The sequence below is a fragment of the Massilia jejuensis genome (assembly GCF_042656795.1).
GTDB classification, from domain to species: domain Bacteria; phylum Pseudomonadota; class Gammaproteobacteria; order Burkholderiales; family Burkholderiaceae_D; genus Telluria; species Telluria jejuensis.
Map to the genome: position 1 here is coordinate 63153 of NZ_JBHSMS010000047.1, position 14258 is coordinate 77410.

Consider the following 14258-nt stretch of genomic DNA (forward strand, 5'->3'; position numbering starts at 1 on the left):
TGCACGAACGGAAAATTTTTAGGAACACCATGGAGAATCGTCTTTACAGCGTCGCGCAGATCCGCGCTGCCGAAGCGGCCGCCGCCGCGCAACTCGAAGCCGGCGCGCTGATGCGCCGCGCCGGCCAGGCGGCGGCCGATGCCGCGCTCGCCTTGCTGGGCGAGGCGCGCGCGCGGCCGGTGCTGGTACTGGCCGGGCCCGGCAACAACGGCGGCGACGCGCTGGAAATGGCGGCCAACCTGAGCGAAGCCGGGGTCGACGTCGTCGTGCTGCACCTCGCCGGCGGCGGCAAGGTGTCGCCGGAAGCGGCGCAGGCCCTGGCGCGCGCCCGTGCCAGCCGCGCCAACTTCGCCGACGTCGCCCTCGACGTGCGCGACTGGGCGCTGGTGGTCGACGGCCTGTTCGGCATCGGCCTGGCGCGTCCGCTGGAGGGGCGCTACCGCGAGCTGGTGACCGGGATCGACGCGGTGCGCTGCCCGGTGCTGGCTCTCGACGTGCCGAGCGGGCTCGACGCCGACAGCGGCGCGGTCGTCGGCCCCAACGGGGTCGCCGTGCGCGCCACCCACACCGTCACCTTCATCGGCGACAAACCCGGCCTGCACACGGCCGAGGGGCGCGACCATGCCGGGCGCGTCGACGTGGCCGGCCTCGGGCTCGATCCGTCCCTGTTCGAGCCGGCCAGGGCCTGCATCGCCGCGCCGGCCATGTTCGCTTCCCGCCTCGCGCCGCGGCGCCAGAATTCGCACAAGGGCGAATTCGGCGACGTGGCCGTCGTCGGCGGCGCGCACGGGATGGCGGGCGCGGCCGTGCTGGCCGCGCGCGGCGCGCTGTACGCCGGCGCCGGCCGCGTGTTCGCGGCCATGCTCGGCCCGGCCCTGGCGCTCGACGCCACCCAGCCCGAGCTGATGTTTCGCGCCGCCCACGACTTCGAGATCGCGGACCGCGTGCTGGTGCTCGGGCCCGGCATGGGCGGCGCAATGGAAGCGATGCGCGCGCTCGGCGCCGGCATCGACGGCGCCACCCCGGTCGTGATCGATGCCGACGGCCTGAACCTGCTGGCGGCCAGCCTGGATCTGCAGGAGCGCGTGGCGCGGCGCCAGGCCGGGACGGTCGTGACGCCGCATCCGCTGGAAGCGGCGCGCCTGCTGGGCATCTCGGCACACGAGGTGCAGGCCGACCGGCTGGGCACGGCGCGCAGTCTTGCCCGGCGCCTGCAGGCGGTGGTGGTGCTCAAGGGGTCGGGCAGCGTGGTGGCGCGCCCGGACGGCGACGTGGCGATCAACCCGACCGGAAACCCGGGCCTGGCGACCGGCGGCAGTGGCGACGTGCTGGCCGGGGTCTGCGGCGCCTTGCTGGCCCAGGGCTGGCCGGCCTGGGAGGCCGCGCTCGGGGCCGTGTGGATGCATGGAGCGGCGGCCGACCGCCTGGTCGAGGAGGGAATCGGGCCGGTCGGGATGACGGCCGGCGAGTTGCCGGCGGCGATGCGCAGGGTGTTGAACGGCCTGGTTGCGAAAAGCGGGCGCGGCTGAACGCGCGCCGGCCGCATGCGCGCGGCCTGGACGCTAGACCAGCTTGCCCGCCGCGATCGTGATCGTGCGCCCGCAGCGCGCGGCCATCGCCGGATCGTGGGTGACCAGCACCAGCGTCGAGCCACGTTCGCGATTGAGTTCGAACATCAGTTGAATGACCGACTCGCCGGTCGCCGCATCGAGGCTGCCGGTCGGCTCGTCGGCGAACAGCAGCGGCGGTTCGGTCACGAACGCGCGCGCCAGGGCGACGCGCTGCTGCTCGCCGCCGGACAGGTACTTCGGATAATGCTTCAGCCGGCTGGACAAGCCGACCCGGCCCAGCATCGCCTCGGCCTTCTCACGTGCCTTGGCGTCGCCGCGCAATTCGAGCGGCAGCATCACGTTTTCCACCGCATCCAGGTGGGCCAGCAACTGGAAGGACTGGAACACGAAACCGAGCTTGGCCTTGCGGAAGGCGGCGCGGCCGTCTTCGTCGAGCGCGAAGATGTCCGTGCCGTCGAGCAGCACCTTGCCGCCGCTGGGCGTGTCCAGGCCGGCCAGCAGCCCGAGCAGGGTCGACTTGCCCGAACCGGAGGCGCCGACGATCGCCAGCGTCTCGGCCGGTTGCACGGTAAAATCGATGCTGTGCAGGATGGTGAGTTCGCCGCTGGCGTCCGCCACCCGCTTGGACAAGGCCGCCACCTCGATGGCGGCGGTCCCGCCTGCCTTGGCAGTGAACTCATTGTTGAATACCTCGGGGTTATCGCGCATGCTTGCTTTTCTCAAGAAATTATTTGTCGCAGGAAGCCTGGGGCTCGCTGCGGCGAGCGCCTATTCTGCACCAAAAACCGTCCTCGTGGTGGGTGACAGCCTGTCGGCCGAATACGGCCTGACGCGCGGCGCGGGCTGGGTGGCCCTGCTCGAACAGAAGCTGAAACGCGAAAGGATCGACGCCACCATCGTCAACGCCAGCATCAGCGGCGAGACCACCAGCGGCGGCCGGGCGCGCCTGCCGGCCCTGCTCGCGGCGCACAAGCCGCACATCGTCGTCATCGAACTGGGCGCCAACGATGGGCTGCGCGGCTTGCCGGTGGAAGCGGCGGCGTCCAACCTGCGCGAGATGATCGCCATGTCGCAGCAGAAACGCGCCAAGGTCATGCTGATCGGCATGCGCATGCCGCCGAATTATGGCCGCGCCTATACCCAGCGCTTCTTCGGCATGTTCGATACGCTTTCCAAGGAATACAAGGCGCCGCTCGTGCCCTTCATGCTCGAGGGCGTGGCCGACAAGCCGGCGCTGTTCCAGGCCGACCGCCTGCACCCGAGCGCCCAGGCGCACCCGATTATCCTGAATAACATCTGGCCGACTTTCTCCTCGCTGATCAAGACACGATGAAATACCCTGCCGTACTGAGTTTTGCCGACATCCTCCCCGAGCTCGACGGGTTCGACGCCATCATCGACGTGCGCAGCGAAGGCGAGTTCGCCCTCGACCACCTGCCGGGCGCGATCAACTGCCCGGTGCTCAAGGACGAGGAACGGGAGCGGGTCGGCACGCTCTACAAGCAGGTCAATGCCTTCGAAGCCAAGAAGGTCGGCGCCGCCCTGGTCGCGCGCAACATCGCCGAGCACCTGGAAACGCGCTTCTCGGACAAGCCGCGCGACTGGAAACCGCTCGTCTACTGCTGGCGCGGCGGCAACCGCAGCGGCGCGATGGCCCATATCCTGGCCAAGGTCGGCTGGCCCGCGATCCAGCTCGATGGCGGCTACAAGGCGTACCGCGCCCATGTCAGCGCCGCGCTCGACAACCCGCCCGAGCTGGCGTGGCGCGTCATCTGCGGCACCACCGGCAGCGGCAAGAGCCGCCTGCTCGAAACGCTCGATGCGCTCGGCGCCCAGGTGCTCGACCTGGAACGCCTGGCCGCCCATCGCGGCTCGGTGCTGGGCCACCTGCCGCACGCGCCGCAGCCGACCCAGAAGATGTTCGAGAGCCGGATCTGGGACACCCTGCGCCGTTTCGACCCGCAACGCCCGCTGTTCGTCGAGTCGGAAAGCAAGAAGGTCGGCAACCTGCGCGTGCCCGACGCGGTGATGGAGCGCATGCGCGGCGCGCCCTGCATCGCCCTGGCGCTGTCGCGCCGGAACCGGGTGCGCCTCCTGATGGAAGACTACCAGCACTTCGCATGCGACCCGCAAGCCCTGAACGGCCAGCTCGACCACCTGGCGCAGCTGCACGGGCGTGCCAAGATCGACGCCTGGCATGCGCTGGCCAACCGTGGCGCGATGCCGGAACTGGTCGAGCAGCTCCTGGTCGAGCACTACGACCCGGCCTATCTGCGCTCGATCGACCGCAATTTCGTGCAGTACGGGCAGGCGCGGGTGCTGGAGCTGGACGACATCGCGCCCGGCGATTTCGCGCGCGCGGCGCAAACGCTGCACGCGGCCTGAAGGGCGGCCCGCGCGGCTGCTTCCGGAAGGGGCGCATGACGTGAAAAAGCCCGGATGCTTGCGCATCCGGGCTTTTCTTTTCGTCCCGGGACCAACGCCCCGGCGCTCTACTCCGCCTTGGCCGGCTCGGCGCCGCCCGCGACGTTGATCTTCACCTTCGACTTGGCCTTGATCGCCTCGACGAAGTCGAACAATTCGGCCTGGCCCGCCAGGCCACCCATCTGTTCGGCTTCCTGGGCACGGCGCGCCGTGTCCACCTGGGCCGGCTGGGAGACCTTGCCGATCCGGTAGACCGCGTAGCCCTGGCCCGGCAGCTCGACGCCGACGTAGGCCGGCAGCTTGGTGACGTCGGCCTTGAACACGGCCAGCGCGCCCTGCGGGTTGATCGCCGGTTCCTTGGTGCGCGACAGGACCTTCACTTCGCCGAACCCGGTGGCGTCTCCCGATGCCTTGGCGGCGGCCAGCTTGGCTTCGCCGGCCTGGCGTGCCAGGCGGAGCGCTTCTTCCTGGGTCACGCGCTGGCGGATCGCCGCTTCGACCTCGGCCAGCGGCCGCTTGGCCGCGGGCTTGAACTCGACCACGCGGCCCGCGATCAGCACGGCCGGCGCGACTTCCACCGCTTCCGTGTTGCGCTTGTTCTTGAGCGCGTCCGCCGCGTACAGCGCAGCCAGGAATTTTTCGTTGTTGAACGGCGCCGCGCCCAGGGCCGGGTTCGGCTTGCGGCCCAGGTTCTCCGCCGTCTGGATGGCCAGGCCCAGCTTGTCGGCGGTAGGCTTGAGGCTGTCGGCCTGTTCGTAGACGCTGTCGTTGAACTGTTCGGCCAGCTCCGAATACTTCTTCGACAGCTTCGATTTCTTCAGTTCGGCCGCGATGTCTTCCCTGGCCTGATCGAGCGACTTCAGGCTCTGCGGCTTGACGGCGGTGACCTTGATGATGTGGTAGCCGAACTCGGAGGGCACGATGCCGGAGACTTCGCCTTCCTTCAAGCCATAGATCGCGTCTTCCACCGGCTTCACCAGCGAGCCGCGCTCGACGACGCCGAGGTCGCCGCCTTGCGGCGCCGAGCCCGGGTCCTGCGACTGGGCCTTGGCAATGGCCGCGAAATCGGCCGGGTTCTTGCGCACCTCGGCCAGCACCGCCTCGGCCTTCGCCTTGGCGGCCGCTTCCTCGGCCGGCTTGGCGTCCTGCGCCTTGGTGATCAGGATGTGGCTGGCGGTACGCTGCTCGGGCGTCGTGAAACGCTTGCGGTTGGCTTCATAGAAGGCGCTCACTTCGGCATCGCCGACGGCGACCTTGCTCTCCACGGCAGCGGCGTCGAGCACGATGTACTCGGCCTTGACGGTTTCCGGAATCTGGAACAGGTTGGCGTTCTTCTCGTAGAAGGCCTTGACCATCTCGTCGGTGACTTTCACCTGCGGCAGGTATTGGGCCAGCGGGAACACCAGTTCCTGCACCGCGCGTTCCTGGTCGTTGATGTCGGACACGCGGCTGGCGACCGAGCGCGGCACGAATGCGGTCGACTGGATCGAGCCGGCCAGCTGCTGGATCGCCATGTCGCGGCGCATGCGGGCGTCGAAGGATTCCGGGGTCATGCCCTGGGCGGCCAGGGCGGCGCGGTAGCCATCCATGTCGAAGCTGCCGTCGGGTTTGCGGAAGGTTTCGATGGCGTTGATCGCCTTGAACACGGCGCGGTCGCTGACGGTGAGGTGGTTGCGTGCGATTTCGGCGTTGACGGCGCGTTCGGCCACCAGGTTGTCCAGCACTTCGCGCTTGGCCTGGGGGGTATCGAACAGTTTCTGGTCGAACTGCGGGCCCATCTGCTGGCGCGCCTGGTCGATCTGGCGGCGCTGCGCATCTTCCCATTCCTGCTGGGTGATGTTGCGCCCGTCCACGCTGGCCACGCCGGTCCCGCTGTCACCGCGGTTCTGGTAGCTATCGACACCGACGAGCACGAATGAAGGAATGATCAGCAGCAGCAGGACGCCCTGCAGGATGCGCTTGTTGTTACGTACGAAATCAAACATGGTCCACCAATCGCTGTAGAAATGGCTTCAAAGCACAAGTTAAAAAAAAAGGCGAACTCGCGTTCGCCTCTTCTCTGTCGGAGCGCGGTGGTATCCGGCGCCCCTGGTATTGCTGATTTAGCGAGTCGGCCCCGACGGGATCCTTCCTTGCTAGAATTTGGCGGAGCGGACGGGGCTCGAACCCGCGACCCCCGGCGTGACAGGCCGGTATTCTAACCAACTGAACTACCGCTCCAAATTCGTTGTATTCAAGTGGCGGAGCGGACGGGGCTCGAACCCGCGACCCCCGGCGTGACAGGCCGGTATTCTAACCAACTGAACTACCGCTCCACATGAATACTGGGTGCTGCACCATCCTTCGGGCGAACGCTCCAGGATGGTTTTTCTGCATGTCGCTGCAGAGAAGGCATTAGTTTACAGCATCTTTTAGCGCTTTACCAGCCTTAAATTTCGGGACCTTCGCAGCCTTGATCTTGATGGGTTCCTTGGTGCGCGGATCGCGCCCGGTACGGGCGGCGCGCTCGCCGACGGTGAAGGTGCCGAAGCCGACCAGGGTCACGCTGTCGTTCTTCTTCAAGGTGTTCGTCACCGCTTCGATCATCGCGTCCAGCGCACGGGTGGCCGAGGCCTTCGTAATGTCCGCGGATTTCGCGATTTCTTCGATCAGTTCAGTCTTGTTCACTCGTATCCTCTAGGTCGTTCTGACGCGGCGGCGCTGCGCCTTCCTGCAAAAAGTGCAAGCGCGTATTAAACAAGGGGGGATTGCTTCTGTCAAGCAACATTCGCCGATGTCTGGTACGCCTGTGGCGAATCGCCGCCGCGCGCCCCAGGAAAATAAAAAGCGCCCGCGAGGGGCGCCTTCCGGCCGATTCGACCGCGCTTAGTGCTTGACCACTTCGCCCTGCCCTTCGGCGCTCGGGGACGGGGCCACCGCCACGGCCGGCACCTCGACCAGCGCTTCGGGCTGGCGTTCCAGTGCCACTTCCAGCACCTTCTCGATCCAGCGCACCGGGACGATCTCGAGCTTGTTCTTGACGTTGTCCGGAATCTCGGCCAGGTCCTTCACGTTCTGCTCGGGGATCAGGACCGTCTTGATGCCGCCGCGATGGGCCGCCAGCAGCTTTTCCTTCAGGCCGCCGATCGGCAGCACTTCGCCGCGCAGCGTGATCTCGCCCGTCATCGCCACGTCGGCGCGCACCGGGATGCCGGTGAAGGCCGACACCAATGCCGTCGTCATGCCGATACCGGCCGACGGGCCATCCTTCGGCGTCGCCCCTTCCGGCACGTGGATGTGGATGTCGTTCTTCTCGAACGCTTCGGCCTTGATGCCGAAGCGCTGGGCACGCGAACGCACCACCGTACGGGCCGCTTCGATCGATTCCTTCATCACGTCGCCCAGGGTGCCGGTGCGGATGATGGCGCCCTTGCCGGGCACGTTCACCGCTTCGATCGTCAGCAGGTCGCCGCCGACTTCGGTCCAGGCCAGTCCCACCACCTGGCCGACCTGGTTTTCCTTCTCGGCCACGCCGAAATCGTAGCGGCGCACGCCCAGGAACTTGTCGAGGTTCTTGCCGTTGACGACGACCGCCTTGTCCGACTTCTTCAGCAGCAGCATCTTGACGACCTTGCGGCAGATCTTCGAGATTTCACGCTCGAGCGAACGCACGCCGGCTTCGCGGGTGTAGTAGCGGATGATGTCGCGGATCGCCGACTCTTCGACCTTGATTTCGCCCTCGCGCAACCCGTTGGCCTTGATCTGCTTCGGCAGCAGGTAGCGCGTCGCGATATTCGTCTTTTCGTCCTCGGTGTACCCCGACAGGCGGATCACTTCCATCCGGTCGAGCAGGGCCGGCGGAATGTTGAACGAGTTCGAGGTCGCCACGAACATCACGTCCGACAGGTCGAAATCGACTTCCAGGTAGTGGTCCGAGAAGGTGTGGTTCTGTTCCGGATCGAGCACCTCGAGCAGGGCCGACGACGGATCGCCGCGGAAATCGGCGCCCATCTTGTCGATCTCGTCGAGCAGGAACAGCGGATTGCGCACGCCGACCTTCGCCAGCGATTGCAGCACCTTGCCCGGCATCGAGCCGATGTAGGTACGGCGGTGGCCGCGGATCTCCGCTTCGTCGCGCACGCCGCCCAGTGCCATGCGCACGAACTTGCGGTTGGTGGCACGGGCGATCGACTGTCCGAGCGAGGTCTTGCCCACGCCCGGCGGGCCGACGAAGCACAGGATCGGGGCCTTGAGCTTGTCGACGCGCTGCTGGACCGCGAGATACTCGAGGATGCGTTCCTTGATCTTGTCGAGGCCGTAGTGCTCGGCTTCGAGCACGCGTTCGGCGTTCGACAGGTCGTGCGTGACCTTCGATTTTTTCTTCCACGGCAGCGACACCAGGGTGTCGATGTAGTTGCGCACGACGGTGGCTTCGGCCGACATCGGCGACATCAGTTTGAGCTTCTTGATCTCGGCGGTGGCCTTGTCCAGGGCTTCCTTCGGCATCTTGGCGGCGATGACTTTCTTCTCGAGCTCGTCGATGTCGGCGCCGTCTTCGCCCTCGCCCAGTTCCTTCTGGATGGCCTTGACCTGTTCGTTCAGGTAATACTCGCGCTGCGACTTTTCCATCTGGCGCTTGACGCGGCCGCGGATGCGCTTCTCCACTTGCAGGATGTCCAGCTCGCCTTCCAGCTGGCCGAGCAGGTGCTCGAGGCGCTTGGCGACGTTGAAGATCTCGAGGATCACCTGCTTTTGCTCGAGCTTGAGCGGCAGGTGCGCGGCGACCGTGTCGGCCAGGCGGCCGGCGTCGTCGATGCCGGCGAGCGAGGCCAGGATCTCGGGCGGAATTTTCTTGTTCAGTTTGACATACTGGTCGAACTGCTGGACGATCGCGCGGCGCATCGCCTCGACTTCGGAATCGTCGCCGATTTCCGAGCGCAGCGGGGTCAGTTCGGCCACGAAGTGGGTGGCGCCGTCGCTGATGTTGTCGATGCGGGCACGCTGCGAGCCTTCGACCAGCACCTTGACGGTGCCGTCGGGCAGTTTCAGCATTTGCAGGATATTCGCGACGCAACCGATCTCGTAGATGTCGGCGGCGGAGGGTTCGTCCTTGGCGGCAGCCTTCTGGGCGGCGAGCATGATGCTCTTGCCCTGCTCCATCGCGGCTTCAAGGGCCTTGATCGACTTCGGGCGGCCAACGAACAGGGGTATTACCATATGGGGAAATACGACCACGTCGCGCAACGGCAGCAGGGGCAGCGTCGTTTGCTCGGTTAATTTCGGAGTTGTCATGGCATACCTTATAAAAAGCGTGTAGTCGATGTTGGGCGTACACGGTTAAAACTCAAGAGCGTTCCAGAATTTATTTCTGTGAATAAAACTAGCCAGTCACCGAAATGCAATCTGGACGTTCCAATAAAATCCCGATTTGAAATGAAAAAGCCACCACGTGACAGAGTGTCACGAGTGGCTTTTCGATTGAAGCCGGATGCTTTTATTGAGGTAAATTGTACCGCCAAGCTCCCTGCACACAAGTGCTTTTGTGGTTTCCTGACGGATATTTTTAATTTTCCCCAGACGCTTTTGCAGTTTCGCTATAAATCAGTAAAGGTTTGGCACCGTTCGTGATCGTATTTTCATCGACCACGACTTTGACGACGTTTTGCTGATTCGGCAATTCGTACATGACGTCGAGCAGCGCATGTTCCAGGATCGAACGCAGGCCACGTGCGCCGGTCTTGCGCGCCAATGCTTTCCTGGCAATCGCATGCAAGGCGGCGGGACGGATTTCCAGTTCCGCGCCTTCCATTTCCAGCAGTTTCGAATACTGCTTGATCAGCGCATTCTTCGGCTCGATCAGGATCTGGATCAGCGCCTCTTCCGTCAATTCGTTCAGCGTAGCTACGACAGGCAAGCGGCCAACAAGTTCCGGAATCAGGCCGAATTTGATCAGGTCTTCCGGCTCGGCTTCCATCATGATTTCGCTGTTGGAACGCTGGGTCGCGCTCTTGACGCTGGCAGCGAAGCCGATGCCGCCCTTTTCCGACCGGTTCTGGACGATCTTGGCCAGCCCGTCGAAGGCGCCGCCGCAGATGAACATGATGTTGGTCGTGTCGATCTGGACGAAGTCCTGGTTCGGATGCTTGCGCCCGCCCTGCGGCGGCACCGACGCCATCGTGCCTTCGATCAGTTTCAGCAATGCCTGCTGGACGCCCTCGCCCGACACGTCGCGGGTGATCGACGGGTTGTCGGACTTGCGCGAAATCTTGTCGATCTCGTCGATGTAGACGATGCCGCGCTGGGCCTTCTCGACTTCGTAGTTGCAGCTCTGCAGCAGTTTCTGGATGATATTCTCGACGTCTTCACCGACATAACCGGCTTCGGTCAGGGTGGTGGCGTCGGCGATCACGAACGGGACGTTGAGCATGCGCGCCAGCGTCTGGGCCAGCAGGGTCTTGCCGGAGCCGGTCGGACCGACGAGCAGGATGTTGCTCTTGGCCAGTTCGACGTCATCCTTCTTGCCCAGATGCTTGAGACGCTTGTAATGGTTGTAGACCGCCACAGACAGTATGCGCTTGGCAGTCTGCTGCCCGATCACGTACTGGTCGAGCAGTTCGGCGATCTCGTGCGGCGTCGGCAGGTCGGACTTGGCGCCCGCCACCGACTCGACGTTCGATGTCTCGTCGCGGATGATGTCGTTACACAGGTCGATGCACTCGTCGCAGATGAAGACCGAGGGGCCTGCGATGAGTTTTTTGACCTCGTGCTGGCTCTTGCCGCAGAACGAGCAGTACAGAAGCTTTTCGCCGCTGGAGGATTTTTTGTCAGACATGGGGGGCTTGTCTCTGGTGAATACTAGGAATATAACGCGAGAATATAACGGTAATATGGGGCATGCAACAATGCATGCTTACACCGCCATGCTACCCGAAAAAAAAAACAAACGCCCGAACGTGTTCGCGCCCGGGCGTTTTTTAAGCAACACCTGTGTGATGCCTCAAGCGCGGGTCGTCAACACCTTGTCGATGATGCCATACTCGACGGATTCTTCGGCGGACATGAAACGGTCGCGATCGGTATCCTTGTGAATCTGTTCCACGCTCTGGCCGGTATTCTCGGCCATGATGCGTGCCAGGCGCTCGCGCAGGTACAGGATTTCCTTGGCCTGGATTTCAATGTCCGACGCCATGCCCTGCGAACCGCCCGAGGGCTGGTGGATCATGACGCGCGAGTTCGGCAGCGAGAAACGCTTGCCCTTGGCGCCGGCGGCGAGCAGGAAAGCGCCCATCGAGGCGGCCAGGCCCGTGCACAGGGTCGACACATCGGGCTTGATGAAATTCATCGTGTCGAAGATCGCGAGACCCGCCGACACCGAACCGCCTGGCGAATTGATGTAGAGCGAGATGTCCTTGTCGGGATTCTCGCTCTCCAGGAACAGCATCTGGGCAACGATCAGGTTGGCCATCTGGTCGTTGACAGGACCGACCAGGAAAATCACGCGCTCCTTGAGCAGGCGCGAGTAGATATCGTACGCGCGCTCGCCGCGGCCGCTTTGCTCAACTACCATCGGCACGAGGCCGAGTGCTTGGGTGTCCAATGCCGGATTACGGTTCATACCTGTCTCGTTCCTTAGAAAAAAGCTATACAGCGGGGCTCAAGCCATCGAGCCTACGCCCTCGCTCAAGCCTGTGGGTTGCTGCCCATCAATTCGTCGAAAGCAACGGCCTTGGTGCTGACCTTTGCCTTGCCAAGCACATAGTTAACGACGTTTTCTTCCAATACAAGGGCTTCGACTTCACTCAGGCGGCGGCGGTCGCTGTAGTAGTACTTGAGCACTTCCTTCGGGTCTTCGTAGCTTTGTGCGAAATCTTCGATCTGGGCCTTGACCTGCTCTTGCGTCGCCTGCAGGTTGTTGTCGGCGACCAGCTGCGACAGGATCAGGCCCAGGCGCACGCGACGCTCGGCCTTTTCGGCGAACAGTTCGGTCGGGAACGGCATGTTCTTGACGTCCATGCCGCGCTGGGTCATATCCTGGCGGGTCTGCTCGGCCAGGCGCTCGGCATCCTGCTGGATCATGACGGTCGGCACGTCCATCCCGGTCACCTTGACCAGGGCGTCCATCACGGCTTCCTTGTTGCGGGCCTTGACGCGGGCGCTGACTTCACGCTCCAGGTTCATCTTGATGTCGGCGCGCATCTTCTCGATCGAGCCGTCTTCGATGCCCAGCGACTTGGCGAACTCTTCGTCCACGGCCGGCATGTGCGCCCATTCCAGCTTCTTCAGGGTGATGGTGAACTCGGCGGTCTTGCCGGCAACATCCTTACCGTGGTAATCCTCCGGGAAGGCCAGAGGGAAGGTCTTGCTCTCGCCGACCTTCAGGCCCACGGTGGCCGCTTCGAACTCCGGCAGCATGCGGCCTTCGCCGAGCACGAAGGCGTAGTCGTCGGCCTTGCCGCCCGAGAATTCGACGCCGTCGATCACGCCGACGAAGTCCACGGTCACGCGGTCGCCATCGGCGGCGACCGGTTCGCCGCCGTCGCCGTGCTCGCCTGCCTCACCCTTGGTGTGGTAGTGCACGCGCTGCTTGCGCAGGATGTCGATGGTCTTGTCGATCTCGGCGTCCGACACGTCGGCCGCCACGGTCTCGACTTCCACGCTGGACAAGTCGCCGATGACGACTTCCGGGAACACTTCGAACGTCGCGTCGAACGACAGCATGCCTTCGGCTGCATCTTCTTTCGGCTCGATCTTCGGGAAACCGGCCACACGCAAGCCGTTCTCGTTGGCGGCGTCGTTGAAGGCGCGGCCGACGCGGTCGTTGAGCACGTCCGATTCGATCTGGTAGCCGTACTGGGCTGCGACCATTTTCAGAGGCACCTTGCCAGGACGGAAACCAGGCGCCTTGGCGGTCTTGGCCTGCTTCTTGAGGCGTTTTTCAACTTCCGAACGGACGTCGCTCAGGGGAAAAGTGATCGTCAGGCGACGCTCGAGTTTATCCAGGGTTTCGACTGCAGTTGCCATCGTAAAAATCGTCCAAAAAAATAATTATTCGTGGTGCGAGGAGGGGGACTCGAACCCCCACACCATTGCTGGCGTCAGGACCTAAACCTGGTGCGTCTACCAATTTCGCCATCCTCGCGCAGGATTGCATATTGCCACATAAACAAAGGGCGCCCGTGGGAGAAACCGGCCGCCCTTGCACTCCATTGTTTAGGGGCTACAACTTCAACCCGGTATTTTACTGGATTTTCTGACACCATAGGAGTGAATTTTGCCGGCGCGCGCCTGCGCCGCCCGGATCAGGAAGCGGCCTTGCGCGGCGGCGCCTGTCCCGCAAACGCGCCAGCCGGGCCTTTATAATGCCGCACCAGATACCAATGCGGCCTGAACCGCCCGACCACATCCCATGGCCGTCGACCACTACGAAAACTTCCCCGTCGCCTCGATCCTGCTGCCGCGCCGCCTGGTCCCCGCCGTCGAAGCCATCTATGCCTTCGCGCGCGGCGCCGACGACGTCGCCGACGAAGGCGACGCCACCCCGCCCGAACGCCTGGCCGCCCTCGCCGCCTACGAAGCCGCGCTCGACGACATCGTCGCCGGGCGCGCGCCGGCGAACCCGGTGTTCGCCCGCCTGGCCGCGGCCGTCGCCGCCCACGGCTTGCCGCTGCATCCCCTGCGCGACCTGCTCTCGGCATTCCGCCAGGACGTGGTCACCACGCGCTACCCGGACTACCCCGCCCTGCTCGACTATTGCCGCCGTTCGGCCGACCCGGTCGGCCGCCTGATGCTGGCCCTGTACGGCGTCGGCGGCGGCGCCGAGCTGCGCGACGCCGACGCCGTCTGCAGCGCCCTCCAGCTGATCAACTTCTGGCAGGACGTCGGCATCGATATCGGCAAGGGCCGGATCTACCTGCCGCAGGAGGATTTGCTGCGCTTCGGGGTGAGCGAAGCCGATATCGCGGCGCACGCCGACACCCCGGCCTGGCGCGCCCTGATGGCCTTCGAGGTCGCGCGGGCGCGCGCCCTGATGCTGTCCGGCGCGCCGCTGGCCACCCGCCTGCCCGGACGCATCGGCTGGGAACTGCGCCTGGTGATCCAGGGCGGCCTGCGCATCCTCGAGCGGATCGAAGCGGCCGGCTACGACGTCTACCGGCGCCGCCCGCAGCTGGGCAAGCGCGACTACCTCGTCATGGCCTGGCGCGCCCTGCGCATGTGAGCGAAATACCGCCGGTTCCAGCCCGGCACCCGCGCGCATCGGCTAAGATAGCGAATTCGCATCGCCCA

11 protein-coding genes and 3 tRNA genes are annotated in these 14258 nt (G+C 64.5%); 4 read left to right on the top strand and 10 right to left on the bottom strand.

Translation table 11 applies throughout. The features are described 5' to 3' along the window. The first annotated feature begins 29 nt into the window (after positions 1–29). Entirely contained in the window at positions 30–1529 is a 1500-nt protein-coding gene (locus ACFPOU_RS15605; protein ID WP_379723061.1) for an NAD(P)H-hydrate dehydratase, read from the top strand. A 33-nt stretch (positions 1530–1562) separates the two neighbouring features. On the opposite strand, the gene ACFPOU_RS15610 is transcribed toward ACFPOU_RS15605, so the two are convergent. Continuing rightward, complete coding sequence (locus ACFPOU_RS15610) at positions 1563–2279, bottom strand: ABC transporter ATP-binding protein (RefSeq protein WP_379723064.1); 717 nt, start codon at positions 2277–2279, stop codon at positions 1563–1565. Here ACFPOU_RS15610 and ACFPOU_RS15615 point away from each other — a divergent pair. Together ACFPOU_RS15615 and mnmH are read left to right on the top strand one after the other, a co-directional pair. Continuing rightward, entirely contained in the window at positions 2278–2904 is a 627-nt protein-coding gene (locus tag ACFPOU_RS15615) for an arylesterase (protein WP_379723068.1), read from the top strand. The two genes, ACFPOU_RS15610 and ACFPOU_RS15615, sit on opposite strands and share 2 nt — an antisense overlap. Beyond that, complete coding sequence (mnmH, locus tag ACFPOU_RS15620; protein WP_379723071.1) at positions 2901–3956, top strand: tRNA 2-selenouridine(34) synthase MnmH; 1056 nt, start codon at positions 2901–2903, stop codon at positions 3954–3956. Before ACFPOU_RS15615 ends, mnmH begins: the two co-directional genes overlap by 4 nt. A gap of 107 nt (positions 3957–4063) precedes the next feature. Here the strand turns inward: mnmH and ACFPOU_RS15625 are convergent, their stop codons facing one another. The 9 genes from ACFPOU_RS15625 to ACFPOU_RS15665 all read right to left on the bottom strand — a co-directional run bounded on the left by ACFPOU_RS15625 (position 4064) and on the right by ACFPOU_RS15665 (position 13113). After that, positions 4064–5980, bottom strand: coding sequence for a SurA N-terminal domain-containing protein (locus ACFPOU_RS15625; RefSeq protein ID WP_379723074.1), 1917 nt, complete (start codon positions 5978–5980; stop codon positions 4064–4066). A gap of 158 nt (positions 5981–6138) precedes the next feature. Further along, positions 6139–6215 (bottom strand) — tRNA-Asp (locus tag ACFPOU_RS15630). 18 nt (positions 6216–6233) lie between these two features. Then, a tRNA-Asp gene (locus tag ACFPOU_RS15635) sits at positions 6234–6310 on the bottom strand. A gap of 79 nt (positions 6311–6389) precedes the next feature. Beyond that, positions 6390–6662, bottom strand: a complete 273-nt coding sequence (locus ACFPOU_RS15640; RefSeq protein ID WP_193685894.1) for an HU family DNA-binding protein — start codon at positions 6660–6662, stop codon at positions 6390–6392. A 198-nt stretch (positions 6663–6860) separates the two neighbouring features. Next, entirely contained in the window at positions 6861–9266 is a 2406-nt protein-coding gene (lon, locus tag ACFPOU_RS15645) for an endopeptidase La (RefSeq protein ID WP_379723077.1), read from the bottom strand. 271 nt (positions 9267–9537) lie between these two features. Further along, positions 9538–10806, bottom strand: a complete 1269-nt coding sequence (gene clpX / locus ACFPOU_RS15650; protein ID WP_056335789.1) for an ATP-dependent Clp protease ATP-binding subunit ClpX — start codon at positions 10804–10806, stop codon at positions 9538–9540. A gap of 165 nt (positions 10807–10971) precedes the next feature. Beyond that, entirely contained in the window at positions 10972–11589 is a 618-nt protein-coding gene (gene clpP, locus ACFPOU_RS15655; RefSeq protein ID WP_379723081.1) for an ATP-dependent Clp endopeptidase proteolytic subunit ClpP, read from the bottom strand. Positions 11590–11654: 65 nt separating this feature from the next. Further along, entirely contained in the window at positions 11655–12995 is a 1341-nt protein-coding gene (tig, locus tag ACFPOU_RS15660) for a trigger factor (protein ID WP_379723084.1), read from the bottom strand. A gap of 31 nt (positions 12996–13026) precedes the next feature. Further along, positions 13027–13113, bottom strand: a tRNA-Leu gene (locus ACFPOU_RS15665). 267 nt (positions 13114–13380) lie between these two features. Between ACFPOU_RS15665 and hpnC the strand changes: the two genes are divergently transcribed. Beyond that, on the top strand, positions 13381–14190 hold the full coding sequence (gene hpnC, locus ACFPOU_RS15670; protein WP_379723087.1) for a squalene synthase HpnC: 810 nt from the start codon (positions 13381–13383) through the stop codon (positions 14188–14190). The last annotated feature ends 68 nt before the right edge of the window (positions 14191–14258 follow it).

Excerpts from the sequence above, each read along its gene's own strand:
- mnmH (WP_379723071.1), top strand. The coding sequence starts at position 2,901 with ATGAAATACCCTGCCGTACTGAGTTTTGCCGACATCCTCCCCGAGCTC.
- clpX (WP_056335789.1), bottom strand. The coding sequence starts at position 10,806 with ATGTCTGACAAAAAATCCTCCAGCGGCGAAAAGCTTCTGTACTGCTCG.
- clpP (WP_379723081.1), bottom strand. The coding sequence starts at position 11,589 with ATGAACCGTAATCCGGCATTGGACACCCAAGCACTCGGCCTCGTGCCG.
- ACFPOU_RS15610 (WP_379723064.1), bottom strand. The coding sequence starts at position 2,279 with ATGCGCGATAACCCCGAGGTATTCAACAATGAGTTCACTGCCAAGGCA.
- ACFPOU_RS15615 (WP_379723068.1), top strand. The coding sequence starts at position 2,278 with ATGCTTGCTTTTCTCAAGAAATTATTTGTCGCAGGAAGCCTGGGGCTC.
- hpnC (WP_379723087.1), top strand. The coding sequence starts at position 13,381 with ATGGCCGTCGACCACTACGAAAACTTCCCCGTCGCCTCGATCCTGCTG.
- ACFPOU_RS15605 (WP_379723061.1), top strand. The coding sequence starts at position 30 with ATGGAGAATCGTCTTTACAGCGTCGCGCAGATCCGCGCTGCCGAAGCG.
- ACFPOU_RS15625 (WP_379723074.1), bottom strand. The coding sequence starts at position 5,980 with ATGTTTGATTTCGTACGTAACAACAAGCGCATCCTGCAGGGCGTCCTG.
- tig (WP_379723084.1), bottom strand. The coding sequence starts at position 12,995 with ATGGCAACTGCAGTCGAAACCCTGGATAAACTCGAGCGTCGCCTGACG.
- lon (WP_379723077.1), bottom strand. The coding sequence starts at position 9,266 with ATGACAACTCCGAAATTAACCGAGCAAACGACGCTGCCCCTGCTGCCG.